The 25,439-nt window shown below is 33.8% G+C and carries 18 protein-coding genes; 6 read left to right on the top strand and 12 right to left on the bottom strand.

Annotation, left to right across the window (positions count from 1 at the left end):
- The first annotated feature begins 556 nt into the window (after window positions 1–556).
- The gene (locus ROY99_13645; GenBank protein MDT3697422.1) at window positions 557–1,708 is read left to right on the top strand and encodes a choice-of-anchor V domain-containing protein; all 1,152 of its coding nucleotides are present in this window, start codon (window positions 557–559) and stop codon (window positions 1,706–1,708) included.
- 44 nt (window positions 1,709–1,752) lie between these two features.
- On the opposite strand, the gene ROY99_13640 is transcribed toward ROY99_13645, so the two are convergent.
- The 7 genes from ROY99_13640 to lon all read right to left on the bottom strand — a co-directional run bounded on the left by ROY99_13640 (window position 1,753) and on the right by lon (window position 11,184).
- The gene (locus tag ROY99_13640; protein ID MDT3697421.1) at window positions 1,753–2,490 is read right to left on the bottom strand and encodes a hypothetical protein; all 738 of its coding nucleotides are present in this window, start codon (window positions 2,488–2,490) and stop codon (window positions 1,753–1,755) included.
- Window positions 2,491–2,520: 30 nt separating this feature from the next.
- On the bottom strand, window positions 2,521–3,840 hold the full coding sequence (mtaB, locus tag ROY99_13635; protein ID MDT3697420.1) for a tRNA (N(6)-L-threonylcarbamoyladenosine(37)-C(2))-methylthiotransferase MtaB: 1,320 nt from the start codon (window positions 3,838–3,840) through the stop codon (window positions 2,521–2,523).
- Between the two features lie 71 nt (window positions 3,841–3,911).
- Window positions 3,912–5,729: a 30S ribosomal protein S1 gene (gene rpsA, locus ROY99_13630; GenBank protein ID MDT3697419.1), complete on the bottom strand. Its 1,818-nt coding sequence runs from the start codon at window positions 5,727–5,729 to the stop codon at window positions 3,912–3,914.
- A gap of 103 nt (window positions 5,730–5,832) precedes the next feature.
- Window positions 5,833–6,504 carry a (d)CMP kinase gene (gene cmk, locus ROY99_13625; GenBank protein ID MDT3697418.1) on the bottom strand — a complete coding sequence of 224 codons (672 nt, stop codon included), beginning with the start codon at window positions 6,502–6,504 and terminating at the stop codon, window positions 5,833–5,835.
- Window positions 6,505–6,575: 71 nt separating this feature from the next.
- Window positions 6,576–8,252, bottom strand: coding sequence for a DNA polymerase III subunit gamma/tau (gene dnaX / locus ROY99_13620; protein ID MDT3697417.1), 1,677 nt, complete (start codon window positions 8,250–8,252; stop codon window positions 6,576–6,578).
- A gap of 5 nt (window positions 8,253–8,257) precedes the next feature.
- Complete coding sequence (locus ROY99_13615; protein ID MDT3697416.1) at window positions 8,258–8,746, bottom strand: GAF domain-containing protein; 489 nt, start codon at window positions 8,744–8,746, stop codon at window positions 8,258–8,260.
- A complete protein-coding gene (gene lon, locus ROY99_13610) occupies window positions 8,746–11,184 on the bottom strand; it encodes an endopeptidase La (protein ID MDT3697415.1) in 2,439 nt (812 codons plus the stop codon). The genes ROY99_13615 and lon overlap by 1 nt, the downstream gene beginning before the upstream one ends.
- Before the next feature lie 542 nt (window positions 11,185–11,726).
- Between lon and ROY99_13605 the strand changes: the two genes are divergently transcribed.
- The 4 genes from ROY99_13605 (at window position 11,727) to ROY99_13590 (ending at window position 17,393) form a co-directional block, all read left to right on the top strand.
- Window positions 11,727–13,907 carry a UvrD-helicase domain-containing protein gene (locus tag ROY99_13605; GenBank protein ID MDT3697414.1) on the top strand — a complete coding sequence of 727 codons (2,181 nt, stop codon included), beginning with the start codon at window positions 11,727–11,729 and terminating at the stop codon, window positions 13,905–13,907.
- A 33-nt stretch (window positions 13,908–13,940) separates the two neighbouring features.
- The gene (pfp, locus tag ROY99_13600; GenBank protein ID MDT3697413.1) at window positions 13,941–15,302 is read left to right on the top strand and encodes a diphosphate--fructose-6-phosphate 1-phosphotransferase; all 1,362 of its coding nucleotides are present in this window, start codon (window positions 13,941–13,943) and stop codon (window positions 15,300–15,302) included.
- Between the two features lie 101 nt (window positions 15,303–15,403).
- Entirely contained in the window at window positions 15,404–16,297 is an 894-nt protein-coding gene (locus tag ROY99_13595; protein ID MDT3697412.1) for a carbon-nitrogen hydrolase, read from the top strand.
- A gap of 55 nt (window positions 16,298–16,352) precedes the next feature.
- On the top strand, window positions 16,353–17,393 hold the full coding sequence (locus ROY99_13590) for an agmatine deiminase family protein (GenBank protein MDT3697411.1): 1,041 nt from the start codon (window positions 16,353–16,355) through the stop codon (window positions 17,391–17,393).
- A gap of 31 nt (window positions 17,394–17,424) precedes the next feature.
- On the opposite strand, the gene ROY99_13585 is transcribed toward ROY99_13590, so the two are convergent.
- Window positions 17,425–18,330 (bottom strand): EamA family transporter, encoded by a 906-nt coding sequence (locus ROY99_13585; GenBank protein ID MDT3697410.1) that lies wholly within the window; start codon window positions 18,328–18,330, stop codon window positions 17,425–17,427.
- 200 nt (window positions 18,331–18,530) lie between these two features.
- Here ROY99_13585 and dsbD point away from each other — a divergent pair, with 200 nt between their 5' ends.
- Entirely contained in the window at window positions 18,531–20,324 is a 1,794-nt protein-coding gene (gene dsbD, locus ROY99_13580) for a protein-disulfide reductase DsbD (protein MDT3697409.1), read from the top strand.
- Between the two features lie 48 nt (window positions 20,325–20,372).
- On the opposite strand, the gene mscL is transcribed toward dsbD, so the two are convergent.
- The 4 genes from mscL to ROY99_13560 all read right to left on the bottom strand — a co-directional run bounded on the left by mscL (window position 20,373) and on the right by ROY99_13560 (window position 25,291).
- Window positions 20,373–20,771, bottom strand: a complete 399-nt coding sequence (gene mscL / locus ROY99_13575) for a large-conductance mechanosensitive channel protein MscL (GenBank protein MDT3697408.1) — start codon at window positions 20,769–20,771, stop codon at window positions 20,373–20,375.
- Window positions 20,772–20,901: 130 nt separating this feature from the next.
- Window positions 20,902–22,272, bottom strand: coding sequence for a T9SS type A sorting domain-containing protein (locus ROY99_13570; GenBank protein MDT3697407.1), 1,371 nt, complete (start codon window positions 22,270–22,272; stop codon window positions 20,902–20,904).
- Between the two features lie 152 nt (window positions 22,273–22,424).
- On the bottom strand, window positions 22,425–24,077 hold the full coding sequence (pckA, locus tag ROY99_13565; protein ID MDT3697406.1) for a phosphoenolpyruvate carboxykinase (ATP): 1,653 nt from the start codon (window positions 24,075–24,077) through the stop codon (window positions 22,425–22,427).
- Entirely contained in the window at window positions 24,074–25,291 is a 1,218-nt protein-coding gene (locus ROY99_13560) for a pyridoxal phosphate-dependent aminotransferase (GenBank protein MDT3697405.1), read from the bottom strand. Before ROY99_13560 ends, pckA begins: the two co-directional genes overlap by 4 nt.
- Between the last annotated feature and the right edge of the window lie 148 nt (window positions 25,292–25,439).

Below are 25,439 nucleotides of genomic sequence, written 5' to 3'. Positions count from 1 at the left end.
ACAGAAAGAAAGCTGAATAATAATGATTGCTAGTAATTTCCCTTGGACAGTTTCAGAAATAGCAGAGTTATATATACATAGGTGATGGTTGGAATTTTTTTTTTTCAACAAACCAAAGCAACACATTAAAATCATATCTTTTTTAGAACAATTGAGAGTGCAATGCAGGTTTAGATTTAGCAAGCGTTGATAACTTTATTGTTATTTAAATACATAAAATAGATTTTTAAATACTAAGGGAGTTTATCATTTATAATTGCTTTTCTAAATATGAATCTTTTTGCAAAAATTTGTTTGCATAGTGGTTGAATAATTTTTCTAAACCACATAAGGGTCTTTCTATAAGTTACTTGAGATCAAACTTGTTTTAATGGAAGGATAGTTTTGCAAGCTTTAATGAATCTGTATGAAACTGCTTTGAAACAAAATATCATCTACAAGGTTGATTTATTTTAGTAAAAAATGAGTGATTGATCTAGCGACTTAATGTTTTAATTTGCGGTTAGATTTTTTATATTGTTGCAGAACTTATTCATCTAGTCCAAGATACATAATTATGAAAGTCTATTCTGTTTTATTTGTCATATTCGTTTCTTTTGTGGTGTTTGCATACTCTGGTCTGTTTGATCATGAATTATTAGGCGGGACACAATTAAATGGCAGCGGCTGCGTTTGTCATACAACAGAGATTGATACATCAGTAATGGTCTGGATTGAAGGACCTGATACTTTAATATCTGGTGAAACAGCTTTGTTCAAAATGTATCTTGCTAAAGGTCCCGCAGAAGCCGGAGGTTACAATGTTGCCGGAAGATATGGAACAATGTCTCTGGTAGATTCGTTTTCTGTTTGGGATTACAGATCGCCGAATGAATTAACTCAAGCTTTTCCGCTCGTTTTTCCAACACCTATGGATACTATTTATTGGGCTTTTGCTTATACTGCACCTGACTCAGTTTTAACCGATACACTTTATTCTTGTGGATTGAGCATTGTTTATGACTCAATACCTGATGCCCGCGACCGTTGGAATTTTGGACCGAAGTTTCCCGTTACTATTATTCAAAGTCCTGTTCCAGTTGAGCTTGTTTCTTTTTCAGCACAGATAGAAAATAATACTGTTAATCTAAAATGGATAACTTCATCTGAACTGAATAATTATGGTTTTGATCTGGAACGGTCAATAATTAAAGTTAATCGGAAAGAGATTTGGGAATCTGTTGGATTTGTAAAAGGCAATGGCACTACGACCAATTCAAATACTTATTTTTTCAAAGATGATATTTCTAACATAACAGATAAGTCTCAATTTATAAGGTATAGGTTAAAACAAACAGACAATGACGGCTCATTTAAATATTCAAATGAAGTTAAGGTTGAAGTTGAACAGTTAACTGATTTTTCTTTATTACAGAACTTTCCAAACCCTTTTAATCCTGTTACAAAAATATCTTATAGCATTCCAGCTAATATTTACAAAGGAAAAGGAACGAAGGAGAGTTTTCTTGTTACTCTTGGTGTTTATGATTTACTTGGGCAAGAAATCACTACACTTGTTAATGAAGAAAAACCAGTTGGAGTTTATGAAGTAATATTTAATGCAGGTAATCTATCGAGCGGTATTTATTTCTATCAGCTTAAAATACAATCCGCTAACAGCAAGGTTGTAGATTATATACAAACAAAGAAAATGGTATTAATGAGATAACCAAATTGTCTTTTAAGGAAGATTATCTTATTTATTTCTTTTGTTTAAAACGAAGCAGAAAAATTCAGATTATAAACAGAAGAATTATCCGGTAACTTTTGTAAATCCAGATAAACATTCCAGCTTATTTCCTGTTCAAGATTCTTGTTGTATTTTGAAACCATTCTAACTGCATTTATAGCGCTGACAAGCCGGTTAACCAGCATAGCACCAACAACAAATCTTAGATCATTAAAAGTTTGTTCGGATGATACCCACATACTTCTGTAGGTTTTTCTATCATCAGATGAATTCCATTTCCAAAAAAACTTTTCGGTGTTGTACATCTGACTAAAATTTCTTTCGAAGGTTTTGTCATTATTGTACTGCTCAATGCTCAGATATTCGCCAATAGTTGCATAATAATCTTCATCCTTTGCATTAGTAGTGATTCCTGCATTAACCTGTGCAAAAGAAATATAACGATCCTTTTGCCAGTTTCCATACATATTCATTCCTAAATAAGTGCCCCAAAGAACTCCTTCAGCGATAGTAAAGTAAACACCTGTATCATAAGCCTCAGCATAAAGCTCACCCATACCCGGCAGCAAAAATGAATAAATAATAGCTAATCCGGTGCTTTTCTTTTTCTTAACTTCATCGTTAAACACAGAATTAGTTTCGGTCTCAGCATTTTGAAGCTGATTTACTACATCATTTTTAAGTTTGTAAAATGATTGTTGATTTACTTGTGCAGAAATTTGAACAGCGAAAATAATGAGCAGAAATAAGATATTTTTCATTTTTTTATTTCAATATTATAATTATGCAATTTAGGAAGCAATTGATTTTTTAATCTCTTTAATCTTTCCTGTAAGAATACCATTGTGAATTTCGGTTCCTGTAAAAAAACAAATTGAGTTTTCCAGTTCAGGGTAATAATCTGTCTGTACTCTAATATAGTTTGATGAAAATCCTTTAATAGTTTTACCTGCATCACCAGATTCAAAAAGTACTTCAAGTTCTTTTCCTATCATTGAGGTGTAAAAAGAATTTTTCTTTTTATCGCTAAGTATTCTAAGCATTTTATTCCTTTTCTTTCTTTCAGCTACACTAACCTTAGCATTTATGTTTATTGCTTTTGTATCCGGTCTTTCAGAGTAAGTAAAAACATGAAAGTAGGAAACCGGTAATTCAAGTAAAAAATTATGAGTTTCCAAAAATTCTTTTTCAGTTTCTCCGGGATAACCAACAATTACATCTACACCAATGCCGCAATCAGGAATCCTTTTTTTCACTTTTTCAACAACATTTTTATAATCTTCAACTGTATATCTTCTCTGCATAGACCTTAGAATTGAATTGCATCCGCTTTGTAATGGAATGTGGAAATGTTTACATATCTTTTCAGATTCAGCGGCTAAACTGATTATTTCATCAGTCAGAAGATTAGGTTCGATTGAGCTTATTCTTAATCTGAAATCACCTTCAACACTTATTAAGGATTTAAGAATATTATAAAAAGAAGTATCGAATGACTTTCCATAATCACCAACATTTACACCGGTAAGAATTATTTCTTTATAGCCCTGTTTTAAAAGATTCCTAAATTCATTTACTGCTAAATCAGGTGGCATACTTCTGCTTTTACCTCTGGCAAGCGGAATAGTACAAAAAGAACATTTATAATCACAGCCATCCTGAATTTTATAATATGCCCGTGTTCTGCTGTCAGCATCCGTTGAAGATGCAAGTCCAAATAAATTTAGATCTTCTTTGGGTGAAACATAAATGCACGAAAGTTCTTTTTTGTCAAAATCCTGAAGCAATGAGAATATCTCAAATTTTTCGTTGCTTCCAAGTACGGCATCAACTCCTTCAATTTCAGAAATTTCTTCAGGTCTAAGTTGGGCATAACATCCTGTCACAATTATAAAAGCTTCCGGATTTATTCTGAGAGCTTTTCTTACAAGCTGTCTGCATTCACGTTCAGCTGCTTCAGTTACAGCACAAGTATTGAAAAGATAAACGTCTGCTTTATCGTTGAAATCAACAATTGAAAATCCCTTCTTTAAAAACTGTTTTCCGATTGTTGATGTTTCTGAAAAATTAAGTTTACAGCCTAAAGTATGTAATGCAACTTTTTGATTCACTTTTTATTTTCTTTTTTAAATAAAAAGAGCGGGATAATTTCCCGCTCTGAATTTAGAATATTGAGTTAATATTATTCAGTCTCTTCTTTCTTCGGCATCTCAGGTTCAGCAACTTCAAAGATCGGGAATTCAGATGAATCAATAGTACCCATTTCAGCATTTTTAATACTCTGAACTGATACTTTATCCAATTTGAAAGCAGTAAGATATTTTTCTATCTCAGCATCATCTTTTTCTTTAAGTGCTGCAATTGCGCTAAGAACAATCTTCTTACTTTCTTTATCAAACTCAATTACCTTAAGTGGTAAAGTCGAATCAATAGGGAAGTGATTTGCAATATTTTTTATCTTTGTAGTTGAAAGCTGGGTTGTTGGAACAAATCCATCAACATTAGATGGAAGTTCTGCGATAATTCCCTTTTCAATAATACGCACAACTTTGCCGTCGGTAATATTTCCAACCGAATACTGTTTCTCAAAAAGATCCCAGGGATTATCCATAATTTGCTTATGACCAAGGGAGATTTTTCTTTGTTCAACATCAACACCAAGAACAATTACATCAATTCTTTCGTTCTTCTTTACAACTTCGCCGGGATGGCGTATTTTCTTTGTCCAGGAAAGATCAGAGATATGAACCAATCCATCAACACCCGGTTCCAGTTCAACAAAAACTCCAAAGTTTGTAAGGTTTCTTGCAATACCTGAATGCTTTGAGCCGACAGGATATTTAGCCATCAAAGTATCCCATGGGTCTGGTTCAAGTTGTTTAATACCAAGCGAGATTTTCTTTTCTTCTTTATCAAGGCTAAGAATTATTGCTTCAACCATTTGTCCCATCGCTACAATTTGTGATGGATGTTTGATATGCTGTGTCCAGCTCATTTCAGAATTGTGAATTAAACCTTCAATCCCTTTTTCAATTTCGATAAATGCACCGTAATCTGTAAGAGAAACAACACGACCTGAAACTTTATCTCCAAGATTATATTTCTCTTCAATTTTTTCCCAGGGATGTGGTAATAATTTTTTGAGTGAAAGTGATATTCTCTTTTTCTCTTCATCAAATTCAGTAACAACAACTTTAATTACTTCATCAAGTTTAACTACTTCATTTGGATGATTTATTCTGCCCCAGCTTAGGTCAGTAATATGTATAAGACCATCAACACCGCCAAGATCTACGAATACACCAAAATCTGTTATTGCTTTTACAACACCTTCAAGAATCTGACCTTTTTCCAAACTATTAAGTACTGCATTTCTTTGATCAGAAATTTCTTCTTCAACAAGTACTTTATGCGATACGACAACGTTTTCGGTCGGAACATTTACTTTAACAACTTTAAAGTCCATTGTCTGACCTACAAAAGCATCAAAATCACGGATAGGTCTGATATCAATTTGTGAACCAGGCAAGAATGCTTCCATTCCTAAAAGGTCAACAACCATTCCACCTTTGATTCTTTTAACAATTTTACCTTCGATAATTTCTCCGGTATCATGTGCTCTGAGTACTTTTTCCCAGATCCGTAAGAAGTCAGCTCTCTGCTTGCTAAGAACAAGATTTCCTTCCTGATCTTCAACACTTTCAAGAACAACTTCAATTTCCTGTCCAATTTTAATCTCATTTATATTAGCAAATTCAATTTTTGGAATTGTACCCTCAGATTTAAATCCAACATCAACAATAACATTATCGCCTTGGATTCGTACTACTTTCCCCTTTATCAGTTCACCTTCTTTAACATCTCTGAAAGAATCTGAATAAAGTTTGGCAAGAGCTAAAAATTCTTCCTGCGAATATTCATCGTCGTTAAATTTAATTTTTGCTTTTTCATACTCATCGGGAGTCACTGTTTTTAGAGTCGTTTCTTTTGTTTCGGACATTAATCCTCCTAAAAATATTTTTCTGTTTTTCTAAGTCTAAGCCGTAATACTTAGAGAAACAGATTGTTTAGTTTAACATTAGTTAAAACGGCTTAATTTATAATCATTTTAGTTTTTCTTTTACACAATCCAATATTTTCTGAACCTGCTGTTCAATCGTAATATCAGATGTATCAACTTCGATTGAGTCCGGAGTTTTTGTTAAAGGGCTTGCTTCTCTATGAGAATCAATGTAATCCCTTGATTTAAGATTTTCTTTTACTTTCTCTAAAGGAACACTATTACCTTTTTCAGAAAACTCCTTAGCTCTTCTTATTGCTCTTTGGTCAATACTTGCAGTTAAAAAGATTTTAATATCTGCATTAGGAAAAACAACTGTTGTTATATCACGTCCTTCCATTACAACACCGCCATCTTTTCCCATCTTCTGCTGTTTTTCTACAAGTATCTCTCTCACACTTTGGATAGCACTTATTTCACTGACATTACTGTTAACTTCAAAAGATCTTATTTCTTTTGAAACATCCTCACCGTTTACAGTAATTTTAGTTTCACCATCAACAAATTCTAAAACAATGTCTAATTGTTTAGCCAGCTCAATTATTTTATCGCTTTGTCCAATTAAACCTTCCCTTAGTGCAAACAAAGTAACTGCTCTGTACATCGCACCGGTATCTATATATAGATAGCTCAGCTTTTGAGCAACAAGCTTTGCAGTTGTGCTCTTACCCGAACCAGCCGGTCCGTCTATGGCAATGATTAACTTTTTTGACATAGGCGTCAAAAATAGTTATAACTATTTAATAATCAAACGTTTATGGAGATCAAAATACTCAGGAATTATACTTACTGAATTTGTTTTCCATTTAATTCTTCGAGTATAATTTTTTCGTAAGGATCGGTGATTTTTTGAGATTTATCTCGATTTTTCAGTTTTTCAGAGGATTTTTCGTTTGATTTATTTTCTTTTGCTAAATCTGAACCAAATTTAAAGTTGATTTTTTTACCAAAGATTTCTTTTGATTTCTTAGTCAAATAATCAAGATGCAGTAATAATGATGATTCCATATTTTCATCTTCAAGATCAAGATAAAGATTGACCCCATCAAAGTTTGCAGGTTTTATTTTGCTGAAAAAGGGACTTAATAGCAGCGATTTTTCATTGCATACAACATTCACAAAATCCTGCCATTTATCAGTCAGATTGCCAAGATTAAAATCTGTTTGCATTCCGGCTTGGGATTCAACGGTTGGAGGAATAAACGGTTCCGTTTTAATATTTGCGTCGGTTGCAGTATCATTCTTTTGTAATTGACTACGAATGGAAGTTTTATTTTTTAGCAGTTGTTTTTCAGGCTCGGAGTCAATGAAATTACTTTTTTTTTCTGGAATATTTTGAGATTCGATTTGTGATAATATCTCTGACAGTGTAGCTGACTTTTCCAAACCAACTAAATTTGTAAGTGCAATTTCTATTTTAAGCTTATGATTATTAGAATATCTGAGTTCTTGCTGCAGTTTATTTAAATAATTAAGTATTCTTAGCAGATCACCTTTGGAAAAAGTCTGAATGTAATTTATATATCTCTTTTTGAATACATCTGCAGTTTCGATCAGCTCAGTTTTTTCTGTAATAATTACTGTTAGGATATTTCTGAAATGTTCAATCAAGCCATTTGTGAAGTCAATAAAATCCCAGCCGTGTTGAAAAATTTTATCTGTAGTTTCAAATACAATGTTATAGTTTTTTTCTAATACAGCATCAGAGATATTAAAGAATAAATCCTCGTCAATCAGATTTAACATTTTAGAAACAGTTTCAGCATTGATATTTACACCGCAAAAAGATACAACCTGATCAAACAAACTCTGAGCATCTCTTAACGCACCATCAGCCTTCTTGGAAATTAAAGTAAGAGTTTTATCATCAATTGAAATCTTTTCCTGCTGTGCAATGCTGCTAAGAGTTTTTTTAATTGTTTCAAGTTGTATTCTTCTAAAATCAAAACGCTGACATCTGGAGATGATTGTTAAAGGAACTTTATGAATATCTGTTGTTGCAAAAATAAAAATAGTGTGCGGCGGCGGTTCTTCAAGAGTTTTAAGAAATGCATTAAATGATTCCTTTGTTAACATATGCACTTCATCAATTATATACACTTTATATTTACCGCGTGTCGGTGCATATTTTACTGAATCGCGTAAAGTTCTTATTTCATCTATTCCTCTGTTTGAAGCACCATCAATTTCAATTATATCCAATGTTTGAGATTCATTAATAGCTCTGCACATATCACATTTATTGCAAGGTTCAAAGTCTTTTGAGTTTTCGCAGTTTAAAGCTTTGGCAAGAATTCTTGCAGTTGTTGTTTTACCTACACCTCTCGGTCCGGTAAAGATATATGCATGTGCGATCCGGTTACTTTTAAGTGCATTCTTTAATGTAGCAGTGATATGTTCCTGACCTACAACATCTTCAAATTTTTGGGGTCGCCATTTTCTTGCAGTTACCTGATATTCCATAATATTTAGATAATTTCTTTGCTTAAAAAATCAGTTATCTTTTCTAAAAAATATTTATCTGTTTCGTTGAATGAACCGTAATCTGTGCTGTCTAAATCCAAAACTCCGAATAACTTACCATCTTTTAAAACAGGAACAACAATTTCCGATTTGGAATCAGCATCACAAGCAATATGACCTGGAAATTTATCAACATCACTAACTACTAAAGTTTGTTTTTTTTGTGCTGCTGTTCCGCAAACACCTGTTCCAATTTCTATTTCAGTACAAGCAACTTTACCCTGAAACGGACCAAGATAAAGTTTATTTCCATCAAACAAATAGAATCCAACCCAGCTGATTTTACTGAATGTTTGTTTTAATGCTGCAGCAAGGTTAGCAAGATTAGTTATAAGATGATCATTCTTGCTTAATAAACTCTTTATCTGTTTTATTAATAAAACATACTGCTCATCCAATGCGGCTAAAGTATTTATCTGTAAGGATTCAGCCATTACTTTTTCTTTTTTACAGGACTTTTAACAGTCGGTGTTTTTTTTGATTTCATATCCGGGAAAACAAATGGTATTGCTTCTTCAAGTTTTGAAATTGGAATAATCTTAAGACTTTCTTTAACTTTTTCCGGAATTTCTTTAAGATCAATTTCATTATCCTTAGGTATTAAGACAGTTTTAATATCATTTCGTTTTGCAGCCAGCAGCTTTTCATTTAATCCGCCAATTGCTAAGATAGAACCGGTCAAAGTTATTTCACCAGTCATAGCAACATTGTTTGAGGCAGGTTTACCGCTTATAGCTGAAAGCATAGCCATTGCCATTGTTATTCCAGCAGAAGGACCATCTTTTGGTATTGCGCCTTCAGGTAAATGGATATGTATTTCTTTTCCTTTGAAAAAATCAGGATTTAATCCAAGGTGTTTGGCTTTCGATCTTAGATAACTTAATCCAGCGTGAGCAGATTCTTTCATTACATTTCCAAGCTGTCCGGTCAGTGTAAGTTTACCGCCGCCGTTCATAATTGTAACATCAACAGTTAATATTTCGCCGCCAACACTTGTCCAGGCTAAACCAGTAACACTTCCAACTTTATTTACCTTGCTGTGTCTGTGAATTCTGAATCTCGGAGTTTTTAAATACTCTTCGATCTTGATATTATCAATAAAAAACTTATGAGTTTTTTTCTTTGTACCATTGCCTGATTCTTTCAAAACAATATCGCGGGCGATTTTTCTGCACACCGTTGCTAGCTCTCTTTCCAGATTTCTTACACCGGCTTCACGGGTATATTCAGAAATTACTTTTTTAATTGAATCATCAGGTATTGTAACATTCTTGTTTTCTATTCCGTGGATTGCAAGCTGTTTAGGAAGAATATGCCTTTTTGCTATTTCAAGTTTATCATATTCCAAGTAACCCGGTAGTTCAATTATTTCCATTCTATCCTGTAAAGGCAACGGTATATTGTATCTGACATTTGCGGTTGTTATAAACATAACCTGACTAAGATCGTAATCAACTTCGATGTAGTGATCATTAAAGGTATTATTTTGTTCAGGATCAAGAACTTCGAGCATTGCCGAAGATGGATCGCCTCTGAAATCCATACTCATTTTATCTATTTCATCAAGTAATATAACAGGATTTATTGAGCCTGCTCTTTTCATTGATTGAATTATTTTACCGGGCATTGATCCAATGTAAGTTTTCCGATGACCTCTGATTTCTGCTTCATCTCTAACACCGCCAAGACTTATTCTGACAAAGTTTCTGCCGATAGCTCTGGCAATAGATTTACCTAACGAAGTTTTTCCAACTCCGGGAGGACCAACAAAACATAATATTTGTCCCTTCATATTTTTTACAAGATTAAGAACAGCAATGTGTTCGATAATCCTTTCTTTTGGTTTTTCTAATCCAAAATGATCCTCATCAAGAATTTTCTGAACATGTTTTATATTCAGATTATCTTTAGTTCTGTTTGACCAGGGGATATCAACAAGCCAATCTAAATAATTTCTGATTACTGTTGATTCAGGCGACATTGGTGGAGTTTTTTTTAGTTTGTTAAATTCTTCAAATGCTTTTGTCTCCACATCTTTTGGCATTTTAGCTTTAGCAATCTTTTCTTTTATCTTTGCAAAATCAGATGAAGTTTCTTCTTCATCTCCAAGTTCATCTTGTAAAATTTTTATTTGTTCCTGAATTATAAACTTACGCTGGGTTTTTGCAATATTTTCCTGAACTTTTGTATCAATCTCTTTTTCTATTTTCAGTATATCAATTTCTGAATTAAGTACTTTAATAACTTCATAATATTGTTCTTTAAGATCAAATTTGGTAAGCATATTCTGCTTAACATCTATCGATTGATTGATATTAGCAGCAGCATAAAATATTTTTCTGTCCGGTTCTTCTATATTATCAAAAGCAGCGATAGTTTCATTTGGCAGGTTACGGCTTATCTTAACATAATCCTTGAATAGCTGAGTCATTTGTCTGACTAATGCATTCATCTCGTGATCCAAAATAATCTGCGGAATTATTACTTCAATTTCTGCTTCAAAAAAATTCTTATTATCTGTAAATCTTTTTATTCTGCCCTGAAGTAAACCATCAACAAGTATTTTAAGTAATCCGTTTGGCAGTTTTAATATCTGAACAATTTTTGCAATTGTTCCTTCCTGAAAAAGATCTGCTGGTAAGGGATCTTCTATACTTGATTTTCTTTGCGTCGATAGGAAAATATACTTTGTATTATCTAAAGCATAATTAGCAGCTTTAATGGATTGCTCACGACCCACTAAAACCGGGAAAATCATATATGGAAATATTACTATATCTCTTAAAGGTAAAATCGGTAATATTGAAGGTATATCATCAACAAGTGAATTATCGCTGTTTGATTTCTTTATTTGTTCCTTCTCTTTTGTCAATTTATCTCCTTAGTTTCAAACATTATTTATTCAAATATACTTATTATGCAATGGGCTATCAAGGAAGTGAAAGATACACTTAAAAATTTCTAATGATTCTTTTATCCAATAATTATTAAAAAATAACCAATAGAATGACCATAAATATTCTATAACAGTACATAAAAAATAATCTGAATAAAACATTTCGCATTCCTTCATTTTATGATAAGGCTATGATGATTATTAAAAATTTTCGGTGATAGTTTATCTTCAACTGGAATGTTAGTTAATTACCCGAGGTTTTGATACTGACAATAATGGATAAAAGAATCTTAAATTTATTTCAAAAATTAAAAAGCAGATAATTTCATTCTTACTGAAAATGATGAATTATATAATAAACTGATTATTTTGGTTCCGAAACCAGTTATGAATAACCCTTACAACAATTTTTCAGAGGTATCAATTAATTTTAATTTTTTTTTAGAGGCTTCATTTCTTTCTATTAGAGGTCACTTTTTGTATATTTGCACCTGTTTTTCCAAAAAATAGAAAGAGTTATGCATCAATTTAAGGATTTAAATTCTGCTCAATTAGAAGCAGTAGAATATATTGAGGGACCTCAAATTATTGTTGCAGGCGCAGGTTCCGGTAAAACAAAAGTTCTTACCTATAAAATAGCTTATTTATTAAAGAAGAATTTTTCACCAGAATCTATATTGGCTCTTACCTTTACAAATAAAGCTGCTAATGAAATGAAGAGCAGGATTAAAGAGCTTATAGGCAAAAAAGCTGATAATTTATGGATGGGGACTTTTCATTCAATATTCGCAAAGATATTGCGAACTGAAGCAAAACATATCAATTATAAAAGTAACTTTTCTATATACGATACTATTGATTCACTTTCACTTGTATCGAATATTATGACAGATCTGAATATTGATCTGGATAAATTTACACCAAACTCAGTACGTCATCGAATAAGTTTTCTAAAAAACTATATGATTACGCCTGAAGAATACCGGAAAAATCAGGTTAAATCATTTCTTGAGGAAAAAATTTCAGAAGTATTCTTTGAATATCAGAAGCGTTTGGTGGAATTTAATGCCATGGATTTTGATGATCTGCTTTTGAAACCAATAGAGCTTTTTAATGAAAAGAAGAGTATTCATCAAAAGTATAAATCACGATTTGAATATCTGCTGGTTGATGAGTTTCAGGATACTAATAAAGCCCAGTATGAATTGTTAAAACTGTTAGTATCTAAAAATGGATTGATCTCTGTAGTTGGTGATGATGCACAAAGTATTTATAGCTGGAGAGGTGCTAATATTGGCAATATGCAGGATTTCAGAAAGGATTTTCCAAAGTTCAAATTATTTAAACTTGAGCAGAATTACAGATCTACAAAGATGATACTGAAAGCTGCTGATTCTGTGATTAAAAATAATGCTGAACAAGTTCCTAAAACTTTATGGACTGAGAATGAAGAAGGCGAACCTGTAATGCTTCTTAAGTGTGCTGATGAAAAAGATGAAGCATCTCAGATTGCTAAATATATCAAGCAGGATGCTTCAAAGAAAAAAATATCCTTTAAAGATTTTGCAATTTTATATCGCACAAATGCTCAATCTCGGGCAATGGAGGATATTTTCCGAAAAGAAAAAATACCTTATACGATTATTGGCGGTCTGGAGTTTTATAAACGCAAAGAAGTTAAAGATGTAGTTGCTTATTTAAGAGTAATTTCCAACCAGAATGATGAAGAAAGTTTGCTTAGGATTATGAACTTTCCTCAAAGAGGCATCGGCAGTACTACAATTGTCCGTATGATTGCATTTGCACGAAAACATAATATTACTTTATTTCAGACTATGGGAAGAGTGTTTGAAGTAATTGATATAAAAGAAAGAATTCAGAAAAATGTAAAACAATTCAAAACACTTTTAGATAAGTACATTTCATTAAAGGATAAACTATCAGTTGGCGAGCTTACAAGGGCAATGGTTGATGAGCTGGCTCTGATACGCATGTTTAAAGAAGAGGGAACTCAGGAATCACTGCAGCGTATGGAAAATATTAATCAACTGCTTGCTTCCTTAAATGAATTTTCTGAAGTCAATACAGAAGCTAAACTGGAAGAATTTCTGGAGGAAGTTTCTCTGATTGCAGATGTTGATAATTATAAAGAGGATAAAAATTGTGTTACACTTTTAACTGTTCACTCTGCAAAAGGTTTAGAGTGGCCAATCGTGTTTGTCAGCGGATGTGAAGAAGAGGTTTTTCCTATTGCAAACAAATTTTTGTCAGACGCATCAGTAAGTGAAGAAAGAAGATTATTTTATGTGGCATTAACCCGTGCACAGAAAAAAGCTTATATCACACATGCAAGATCTCGTTACAGATTTGGCGAAGTAGCTTATCAAAGCAGATCAAGATTTATTGATGAACTTGATCCTAAGACCTATAAAGAACTTAATGGCGGGTTTAACCGAAAAGCTAATCGTAAAACAAAAAAAGAAATGTATTATGAATATTTTGAAAAAGTTGATTACGAAAGTTTTGATAATGATGGTACAACTCTAAAGATTGGAAGCAGAGTAATGCATGATAAATTTGGATTAGGAAAAGTTATTGATGTTACCGGAGCTGGAGATATGACTAAAGCAACAGTTCATTTTGAAGGAAACAATGTTAAACAATTAATGCTTAAATTTGCTAAGCTTAAAGTATTATAATAATCTGATTAAATTTTACAGGAGTAGTTACAAATGACCTATGCACCTAAGAAACTTGCAATATTAGTAGGTGGAGGACCGGCACCAGGCATTAATAGTGTTATCGGTGCTACAACTATTAGAGCAGCAGTAGAGGGAGTTGATGTTATTGGTATTAAAGATGGCTTTCAATGGATAATGCAGGGAGATATCAGTCATGTAAGAGAACTTACTATTCATAGTGTAAGCAGAATCCATTTTAGAGGCGGATCTTACATCGGAATATCAAGAGCAAATCCAACTAAAGATCCTAAACACTTAGAAAATACAGTTATATCTTTATTAAGGCTTAATGTTGATAAACTTATTACAATCGGCGGCGATGATACTGCTTACAGCGCACTTAAGGTAAATGAAATGGCTTCAGGCAGAATAAAAGTTGTTCATGTTCCTAAGACAATTGATAATGACCTCGATCTGCCGCATGGAATTCCAACTTTTGGTTTTCATACTGCAAGACATATAGGTGTAGAACTGGTTAAAAATCTGATGGTAGATGCACAAACAACTTCAAGATGGTATTTTGTAATTTCAATGGGTAGAAAAGCAGGGCATCTTGCGCTTGGAATTGGCAAAGCAACCGGTGCTACCTTAACTTTAATCCCCGAGGAGTTTTCAAATAAAAAAATTAAGTTATCGCATATCGTAGATATTCTTGTCGGTGCAATCATTAAAAGATTAAGCTACGGTAAGCCTGATGGTGTTGCTATTATTGCGGAAGGGCTGGTCGAACATCTTGATACTTCAGACTTGGATACTTTAGTGGAAATTGAAAGAGATGCACATGATAATATCCGGATTGCTGAGATAAATTTTGGCGAAATATTAAAGGCAAAAGTTCAGGAGAGATTAAAAGAATTTGGATTAAAATCCACAATAGTTGCAAAAAATATTGGTTACGAACTTAGATGCGCTGACCCGATTCCTTTTGATATGGAATATACCAGAGACCTTGGTTTTTCGGCTGCTCAGTTTATCCTATCAGAAGGCAGCGGTGCAATGGTTTCAATACAGAACGGTATGTTCGTGCCTATGTATTTTAAAGATATAATTGATCCGACAACTATGAAAACCAAGGTGAGGATGGTTGACCCGGCATCTGAAAGTTTTTATATAGCCCGGCATTATATGCTTAGATTAAATCAGGCTGATTTTGATGATCCGCATGAGCTGGCTAAATTAGCAGCAACTGCAGGGATATCAATTGATGAGTTCAAAAAAAGATTTGGTTATCTGATTGAAAATGATCTTTTATATCAGTTTATTAAACAGGGTATTTTTGCTATTGATGCTACTGAATCAAATTTGGCTCACAGGTACAGTGCTGACAGAGAAGAAGATCATTATAGCGAATAGATTTTGTTTTTAATTATACAGCAGCCCGGGTTAACATCCCGGGTTTTTTTATTTAACAGCACATCACTTTATATTTGCACATAAAACAAATTATGATGAATATGAAAAACCATCCTAAAAAATTTAAAGTAGGTTTAATTCAAATTAGCCTTTCAAAAAATCTGGACAATAATTTAAATAAAGCGGTTGAGTGGATAGTGAAAGCAGCTAAAAAAGGTGCACAGGTTATATGCTTACCTGAACTTTTCCGCTCACAATATTTCTGTCAGTCAGAAGACATTGATTTTTTTGATTTGGCTGAAACTATTCCGGGTCAATCTACTGATGTCATTTCTAAGATTGCAAAAAAACTTAAGGTTGTTGTAATTGTTCCACTTTTTGAAAAGCGTGCTGCAGGTATTTATCATAACTCAATTGCTGTAATAAACACAAAGGGTGAAATATCTGGTGTTTACCGCAAGATGCACATACCTGATGATCCTGCATTTTATGAAAAGTTTTATTTTACACCGGGCGATTTAGGCTTTAAGTCATTTGATACTGAATTTGGGAATATCGGAACATTGATCTGTTGGGACCAATGGTATCCTGAAGGTGCAAGATTAACTGCGCTGCAAGGTGCAAGCGTTTTGTTTTATCCAACAGCAATTGGATGGCATCCTCACGAAAAAGCAAAACACGGTAAGCCACAGTTTGAAAGCTGGCAGACAATACAGCGCTCACATGCAATTGCAAATGGAGTTTATGTTGCTTCAGTTAACAGAATTGGGCTTGAAAAGGAAACAAAAGATTCTGCCGGCATAGAATTTTGGGGAAAAAGTTTTATCTGTGATCCTCAAGGTATCATTATAGCAGAAGCGTCGCACGATAAAGAAGAGATTTTGATTGCTGAGATTGATATTGATAGAATTGAATATATAAGACGCAATTGGCCTTTTTTGAGAGACAGAAGAATTGATGCTTATAGCGATATAACTGAAAGGTTCCTGAAATAAAGTTCAGCAATTACTTTAGCAGATCTGTTCAAAAAGAAATTTGATTAATTAAAAGATGAAAACAAAACTTAGATTACCCGCAGAGTGGGAATATCACGAAGCTACCTGGATAGGCTGGCCTGCAAATACACAAGATTGGCCTGGTAAATTTCAACCAATACAATGGGTTTATGGAGAGATTGTAAGATATATATCACGCGGAGAAAAAGTTAGAATTATTGTTCAGTCAAAAGAGCAGCAAAGAAAGGCAGAATTAGTACTTAATGCTGTTGATGCTGATTTTTTCAATATCGAATTCTATAAGCTTTCAACGGATAGAAACTGGCTTCGTGATTCTGGTCCTCAATTTGTAAAAAATAAAAAGAATGAAACTGTTTTAATAAAGTTCGGTTTCAATGCCTGGGCAAAGTATAACAATTACAAACTTGATGATAAAATTCCGGCGATGATCTCCGATAAGCTTGGGTTAAAACTAGTTAAAGCCTTATACAAAAATCGTAATGTTGTGCTTGAAGGCGGCAGCATTGATTACAACGGCTTTGGTACTATAATAACTACAGAAGAATGTTTAATGGATTCTGTAACTCAGGTGCGTAATCCTGGATTTACAAAAAAAGATTATGAAAAAGTTTTTGAAGAATATCTTGGAGCAGACAATGTTATCTGGCTCAATAAAGGAATTGCTGGTGATGATACTCATGGACATGTCGATGATATAACAAGATTCGTAAACAAGAATACAGTTGTTACAGTTATTGAAACTCATCCAAATGATCCTAATTATATTCCTTTGATGGAAAACAAAGAGATTCTTGAAACAGCAAGACTTGAAGATGGTACTGCTTTAGAAATAGTTGAATTGCCAATGCCGCTACCTGTTTTTTTTAAAGGTGAAAGACTGCCAGCCAGTTATGCAAATTTTTATATTTCAAATTACGCTGTATTAGTTCCTACCTTTAATGATCCAAATGACAAAAATGCATTGGGGATTTTATCTGAGTTGTTTCAGGATCGTCCTGTAATCGGAATTCATGCTGTTGATTTGATTTGGGGACTTGGAACACTTCATTGTCTTACTCACGAGCAGGTTTTCTAGCAGCATCTATAAAATTATTTCTATTTTTATATTAAAATCTCTTTAGCAGGGTTCTCTTATTATTACCAATCTTAACCAGTACTACTCCAGCAATTATTATAATAGAGGCGATAACTATAAAAATATTCAATTGTTCATTTAGAAAAACCCAACCGAGAAAGAGTGCAATTATTGGATTAATATAAGCATAAGTTGAAACTAGTGAGAGAGGCAAATGTTCAAGCGCATATATGTATGAACCATAACCAAAAATTGAACCGAAAATAATTAGATATGCTAAAGACAAAAAACCATCTTGAGTAAATTGTAATTGATTAAACTCACCAAGAATAAACCCTAATAAAACTTGCACACTACCGGCAAACAGCATTTGGATTGAAGCGCTCATCAAGGGATGAACACTTACTTTTTTATATTTTGAATATACAGATCCTAAAGACCAGGCTACCACTGCACCGAGAATACATATAACCCCGATCAGATATTTTGAATCAAAAATGTATTTTAAGTCACCGCCAAAAATTAATACAACGCCTAAACCTCCCACGATTAAGCCTAAGATTGTTAATCTGTTTAACTTCGGTCCTTTAGGAAGTAAAGATTCAACACCAACCATCCAAAAAGGCACAGTTGTTATAAGTAGAGCTGCTAATCCGCTTTCGATCCATTGTTCTCCTACAACTACAAGTCCATTTCCTAAGCCAAGCAATGCAACTCCGATTATCAGAATATGCTTGATATCATTTTTTTTGGGGAATGCCTTTCTTTTAAGAGCTAAAATTGCAATCAAAAATATACCCGCAGCAACCCATCTAAATCCTGCAAACAACATTGGCGGTATAGTTTCGACTCCGATTCTGATAAAAAGATAGGTCGTACCCCAGATTATACAGATTGCAATCCAGGCAAAGTATGCTTTGATGTTTGGTTTATCCATAAAAAAATTCTGTGCAAACTTACATAATCCTGATCAAACTTTGATATGTTGAGAGGTTTGAAGTCGTCAAAAATTTAAATCTTTTATTAGTTGTCCGAATCTAAATGAATGAATATTTATTCTATTTATTTAAATGGCTTGTAGATAATTCCACTAGGGCTTTATCTTTGCCTTAATAAATTAATTTTTTAAGGATGGAAATGACAAAATTACGATTTGTTGGCTTTTTTTTATTCTTTATTGTGTTATCATTTCAGCAAATTAATTTTGCACAGGGAAGTGATGTAGTAAAGATTACTCCAAAAGAGTCTGTTCCAAGAGTAATTCAGGGGGATGAATTTAAAATAACTCTTGAAATTACCGTAGATCAAACCTGGCATATCAATTCCCAGAAACCCAATGATGATTTTTTAATACCAAGCGAAATTACTGCTAAAGGAAATGGTGTTAGGTTAACTAAGGTTATCTATCCTGAAGCACATAATATTAAACTTGCATTCTCCGAAGAACTGGTCTCAGTTTATGAGGGGACTACAGCTGCTAAGTTAAATTTCAGAGTTGATAAAAATGCACCCGTTGGTAAACAGAAAGTAAAAATAAATCTTGGTTATCAGGCTTGTAATGATATGACGTGTATGCCGCCAAACGATGCAGCTACTGAATTTGAAATTGAAGTAATTGAGAATAAGTCAGAAGATACTTCTAAGGTTACAGTATCTTCCGATACTGATGAGCAGGATGAAGAAAGCAATTTTGAGATGTTAAAGAAGAATTCTCAGCAAAGTCAATCTTCTGATGAAAATTCTATTGCTTCTACACTTGAGAGCAGTGGAATATTTTTGAGTCTGATCTTTGTATTTCTTGCGGGTCTTGCATTAAATCTGACTCCTTGTGTTTATCCTTTGATACCGATTACTATAGGATATTTTGGAGGACAAGCAGAAGGTAAAACCAGTCGGCTTGTTTTGCTTGGTTTATTATATATGCTTGGTATGGCATTAACTTATTCTGTTGTGGGAGTAATTACTTCACTTAGCGGGGCAGTATTCGGTTCGCTCTTGCAAAATCCAATTGTGATAATAGTAATTGTTTTATTGTTTGTTGCATTAGCACTTAGTCAGTTTGGTGTTTATGAATTTAAATTGCCGGATTCACTTGTTGCTAAAGCCGGCGGTGCAAAGGGTGGAACTTTTGGTGCTTTCTTTATGGGGCTAACTATGGGTATTGTTGCTGCACCCTGCATTGGTCCTTTTGTACTTGGACTGGTTACTTATGTTGCCGCAAAAGGAGACCCGCTTTATGGATTCTTAATGTTCTTTGTTCTAGCACTTGGGTTAGGGTTTCCTTATTTAATTCTTGCAATCTTTTCTGGTAAAATTAAAAGTTTGCCAAGAGCAGGAATTTGGATGGAAGGTGTTAAACATATTTTTGGATTTTTACTAATTGGGATGGCGTTATATTTCTTAGATCCTATTTTGCCAAAAGTTGCTCAAGGGTATGTTTTACCGGCTTTTGGAATTATTGCTGCGTTGATACTTTTATTTATTGATAGAACAGCAAACGATGCCAAGGGATTCAGAACTTTTAAAACAATATTTTCAGTAGTTGTACTTGTATTATCAATTTATGTGCTTATCCCATCTGAAAAACTTGAACCTGAATGGAAACCATTCTCTATACATGGTTATCAATCATCATTAAATAATAAAGAAAGAATGGTTATTGATTTTTATGCTGATTGGTGTATTCCGTGTAAGGAATTAGATGCACTTACATTTTCAGATAAACGGATTATTGAAAAGTTTGATCACTTTACAGTTTATAAAGTTGATATGACGAAAAATAATGAAACCAATGAACAACTCAGGAAAAAATTCAATGTAGTCGGAATGCCAACTGTACTTATTATTGATGCAAATGGAAATGAAACAAAACGGCTTACAGGTTTTGTTAATGCAGATGAATTTTTAACTTTTATTAAAGATGTTGAGTAAAGAATAAAATAAAAGGCTGCAAAATTCGCGGCCTTTTTTAATTACCTGTTATTTTTTTAATAAATCTCTTATTTCTGTAAGCAGTTTAACATCTGCAGGTGGTTCGGGTGGTGCTGCAGGTGCTTCTTCCTGTTTCTTCTTCAATGAATTCATAGCTTTAATTGCCATAAAGATTGCGAATGCAATTATTAAGAAATCAATAATTGTATTTATAAACATACCGTATTTAAGAAGTACAGGTTCAACACCTTCCGAGCCTTCTTTAATTGTAATTGCCAGCTTAGAAAAATCCACTCCGCCAAGTAAAATCCCGATTGGCGGCATAATTACATCAGCAACAAAAGATGAAACAATTTTGCCAAAAGCACCGCCGATTATGATACCGACAGCCATGTCAACAACATTACCGCGCATTGCAAATTCTTTGAATTCTTTAATCATACTCATTGTATTTTCCTTCTAATTAGTATTTGAAATAGTTTGTTATAATGAACTGACAGGCAAATTTTAAAAATTAAGTGACTATATAAAAAGAAACCGCAGCTTAATTACTGCGGTTTCTTTTAATTAAAAATGATTACTTGATGAGGAGCATTTTTTTAGTTTGAGCAAAATCGCCTGCATTAATCGTATAATAATAAATTCCGCTTGGCAGACCGGAAGCATCAAAATTTATCTGATGATATCCTTGTTCCTGTAATTCATTTACAAGAACTGCTACTTCTTCTCCAAGCGAATTATAGATTGATAATTTAACATTAGCATTATCTTTAAGAATATATCCTATAGTTGTTGATGGATTGAATGGGTTCGGATAATTTTGAACTAGTGCATATTTATCAAGACTTGCAACTAAAACTTCTATTACATCAGAATACTCAAACTGACCGTTGAAATCTATTTGTTTTAGCCGGTAGGAGTAATTTCCCTGAGTTAAATTTTTATCAACATAAACATAATCCGTTTGATTAGTTGTTGTTCCTTTACCTTTAACATATCCGACAGTTACAAAACTACTATTATTCAAACTTCTTTGAATCTCAAAACCATTATTATTCAATTCAGTTGCCGTTGACCAATTCAAGGTAACCTGCTGATCCTGAGCAGATGCAGTAAATGAAGTCAATTCAACAGGAACAACCTGATTATATTTTGCAATACATAAAGCCATATTTGAAACGCAAGTATTATAATTTGCACCAACCGAAACACCATAATAGAAAACAGTTGATTCTCCGGGATTTATACTTACCGGATCCTGCCCCATAATAGCTACTGCACCATCGCCAGCAGAATTAGCAACCAAAACCGGGTCAAATGAATTTTGTGTTAACCAGGAATAATAAAGTGAATCATTGGCATAAGGATCTGTCCAGGGAACTAGTTTAAGTGATTTCTGAGTGTGTGATAAGAACTTTACATTGACATAGTATCCTTTATGTATAGATAAAGAAAGTGTGGTAGCATCCCATTGTAAAGTATCGTTTTCGTAAGTTCCATTTATGCGAGGAATAATCTCCAAACCAATTGCTGCATTGATTGCAGAGGTTTCGTTATTTTTTACAGTTGTTTTAACTAACAGATAAGGATCATTTGTCCATCCGTAAATATTGTAACTGACACTAACATTTGGCGGCAAATTAGAATATGTGTTGTTAATTGTAGATGTAACTTCAAAATCACTCATTAAAGGTGAAGCAACTGTTGCTGCAGGAACTTCAGAATTCTGATCTTCATTATAGTCAAATACTGCTGAGGTACTTACACCTACTAAAACAGAAATTCTTTCAATTTGTCTGGTTGACAAGTTGTCTGAAAATACTCTTTGTCTTCCTCCATTACTTTGATTTACACCTATTGCTCCTGTAAAGAAACTTTGAGAAAATCCATCCGTTAGAAGAAGGACAGAGAAGATGAGCATAGTAAATATTGAAAAAGTTTTTTTCATAACACACTCCTTTGTTTTTGTTAGTTACTTATTTGTTGGATTTGTTAATAACTATTTATTAACTGATTTTAACCTAATAATTTGATATTTAATTGTCAATTTTTTTTACGGAGATATGTCAAAAAAAAAGGCGGGCATAAGCCCGCCATTTATTATTTCGAAAACCGGATTGGTCCAGCTGCTTTTACTTCCTCAGAACAGCCATCAGAGAAGAGTTTAAAGTTTTCTATGAATCGCGCTGCAAGAGCATCATATTTTTTCCAGTACTCGTCTTTGTTACCCCAGGAGTTTGATGGTTCTAAGACATCTTCAGGAACTTCAGGACAAGTTAATGGAACTTCAAATCCGAATAATTTATCTTTTCTGAACTTAACTTTTTCAAGTTTTCCATCTAATGCAGCATTAAGAAGATTTCTTGTGTGTCGTATGCTTATTCTTTTACCAACTCCAAACCTTCCGCCAACCCATCCAGTATTTACCAGCCAGACATTTGCGTTATGTTTTAACATTCTTTCTTTAAGCATTGCTGCATATTCAAATGGATAACGAACCATAAATGGTGCACCAAAGCAGGCAGAGAAAGTTATTTGAGGTTCGACTCCCAGCCCGATTTCTGTTCCGGCAATTTTAGATGTATAACCGCTTATAAAATGATATTGTGCCTGTGCCGGATTTAATTTGGCAATCGGCGGAAGTACTCCCGATGCATCGCAAGTTAAGAAGATTATATTCTTTGGATGAGTTCTTACATATCCATCAGGCACAACGTTCGGAATAAATTCTAAAGGATACGAGCATCTTGTATTTTCAGTAATTTGATCATCATCCAGATCAATGTATCTGCTGACTGGATCATAAACAACGTTTTCTAATATTGTTCCGAATCTTCTGGTTGTTGCATATATCTCAGGTTCATGTTCAGCAGAAAGACGAATTACTTTTGCATAACATCCGCCTTCAAAATTGAAAACGCCCTGCGAGCTCCAGCCATGTTCATCATCACCGATTAGTTTTCTTTTTGGATCAGCAGAAAGAGTTGTTTTACCTGTACCGCTTAATCCGAAAAACAAGGCAACATCGCCATCTTTACCAACATTTGCTGAGCAGTGCATCGGCAGAACATCTTCAAATGTTAATAAAAAGTTTAGTAGCGTAAACACTGATTTTTTAATCTCACCGCCGTAAAGGCTATTGGCTATCACAGCAATTCGTTGTTCAAAGTTCAGGATTATTCCTGTTTCAGTTCTTGTTCCATCAACAGAAGGGTCAACTTTAAAACCAGAAAGTGTCAGAACAGTAAAGTCAGGAACAAATTTTTTCAATTCGTCTCTGTTTTCTGTTGTAATAAACATGTTTCTTGCAAACAAGCTATGCCATGCTTTTTCAGTTACAATTCTGATTGGCATTCTATAATCAGGATCTGCGCCTACATAACAATCTTGTACAAACAATTCCTCTCCCTGAAGATAAGCCTGCACTCTTCCCATAAGCTGATTAAACTTTTCAGAACTGAATGGACGGTTATAAACGCCCCACCAAATTTTATCTTTGGTGCTTGCTTCTTGTACAATGAATTTATCTGCTGCGGCACGAGCTGTATGTTTACCGGTGTTTACAATCAGCGGTCCGTGTTTAGAAAGTTTACCCTCATTTCTAAAGATAGCTTCTTCATATAAAGCTTCGTCTGGTAAATTCCAGAACACACGATCAAGATCTGTAAAACCCTGATTCTTTAATCTGTAATCTGAAGCAAGCTCTTGTGCCTGTTTTGTTGCAGGTGTATTGAATTCTAAATATTTACTCATGCCCAATCCCTCACTAGTTTTCTATCACCAATATATAGTTCATTTGGTGAATTAGGATCTAAAGCCCATTTCATTCTTTCGATACCTTCCTGAATATCTTTTATTGTTCCGCAATAACTTAATCTTAAATGACCATCCAAACCAAACTCTTTCCCCGGTACAGTTAATACCTGAACTTTATCAATTAAAAATTCTGAAAGTTTATTTGAATCCTTCATATAAGCACTAAAATCAGCGAAGCAATAAAACGTTCCGTCAGGTTTATGAACTTTAACTCCTTCAAAAGATTTTAAGAGATCAATCATAACATTTCTATTATTTTCTAATGTTGCTCGTAAGCTTTCTACACCTGACTGTATCCCGTTTATAGCGCCAACTGCTGCTTTTTGCAAAAGGACAGACGGACCAGAAGTTTGATGCCCCTGAATATTAGCCATTGCTTCGATAACTTTTTTATTTCCGACAGCCCAGCCAATTCTGTAACCAGTCATTGCATACTGTTTAGAGACTCCGTTGATAACAATGATCTTAGAGTTATCATCCAGCTTTTTAGCAAACTTATAAACATTAATTGGCTTCTTTCCATCAAAGATAAGACGATGATAGATATCATCCATAATCAGCCAGATATCCTTCTTCTCACAGAACTCTACTATCTCTGCAATAAAGTCTGCGCTGTACATAGCACCGGTTGGATTATTCGGACTGTTGATGATAATCGCTTTTGTGTAAGACCCAACCCTGCTGGAAATATCTTTTAAAGTTGGATAAAACGAACCATCTTCAGGCGGAGCTGCAATTGGAATTGCACCAATCAATCTTGCCATATCCGGATAGCTTACCCAATAAGGGGCAGGAAATAATACTTCTTCCTGCGGATTTAATACTGCCTGTAATGCAACCATTATCGCTTGTTTTGCACCACTGGAAGCGATAACATTTTCTGGTTTTACTTTTCTTTCATAAAACTCTTCTGTATAACGGATGACTGCTTGCTTTAATGCAGGGATACCATCTGCCGGAGCATACCGAACCTCGCCTGTATTTACATGTGCTATAGTTGCCAGCATTGCATCCATTGGTGCTTTACTTTTGGGTTCACCTCCACCAAGGTGAATTACAGGATCTCCTTTTTCTTTAAGAATTGCAAATTTCTCATTCAGCTTTAAAGTTGGTGACGCTTTAATTGATTTTGCTATAAGACTGAGACTCATACAAGAACCTCTAATTAAGTGAATAATATTAATTTAAAATTAACACTGCTAAATTATTTGTGATATGTAACAGAAACAAGAAAATAACATGGATTTTCCTTATTCATTATTTTGAAATACTGTTCCTAAAAAATTATTAATTGGAGAA

Origin of the sequence: Ignavibacterium sp. (assembly GCA_032027145.1) — a bacterium.
In the GTDB taxonomy this organism is placed as follows: domain Bacteria; phylum Bacteroidota; class Ignavibacteria; order Ignavibacteriales; family Ignavibacteriaceae; genus IGN3.
The sequence above is the reverse complement of the archived record's forward strand: the minus strand, read 5'-3'. Positions and strand labels throughout refer to the sequence as shown.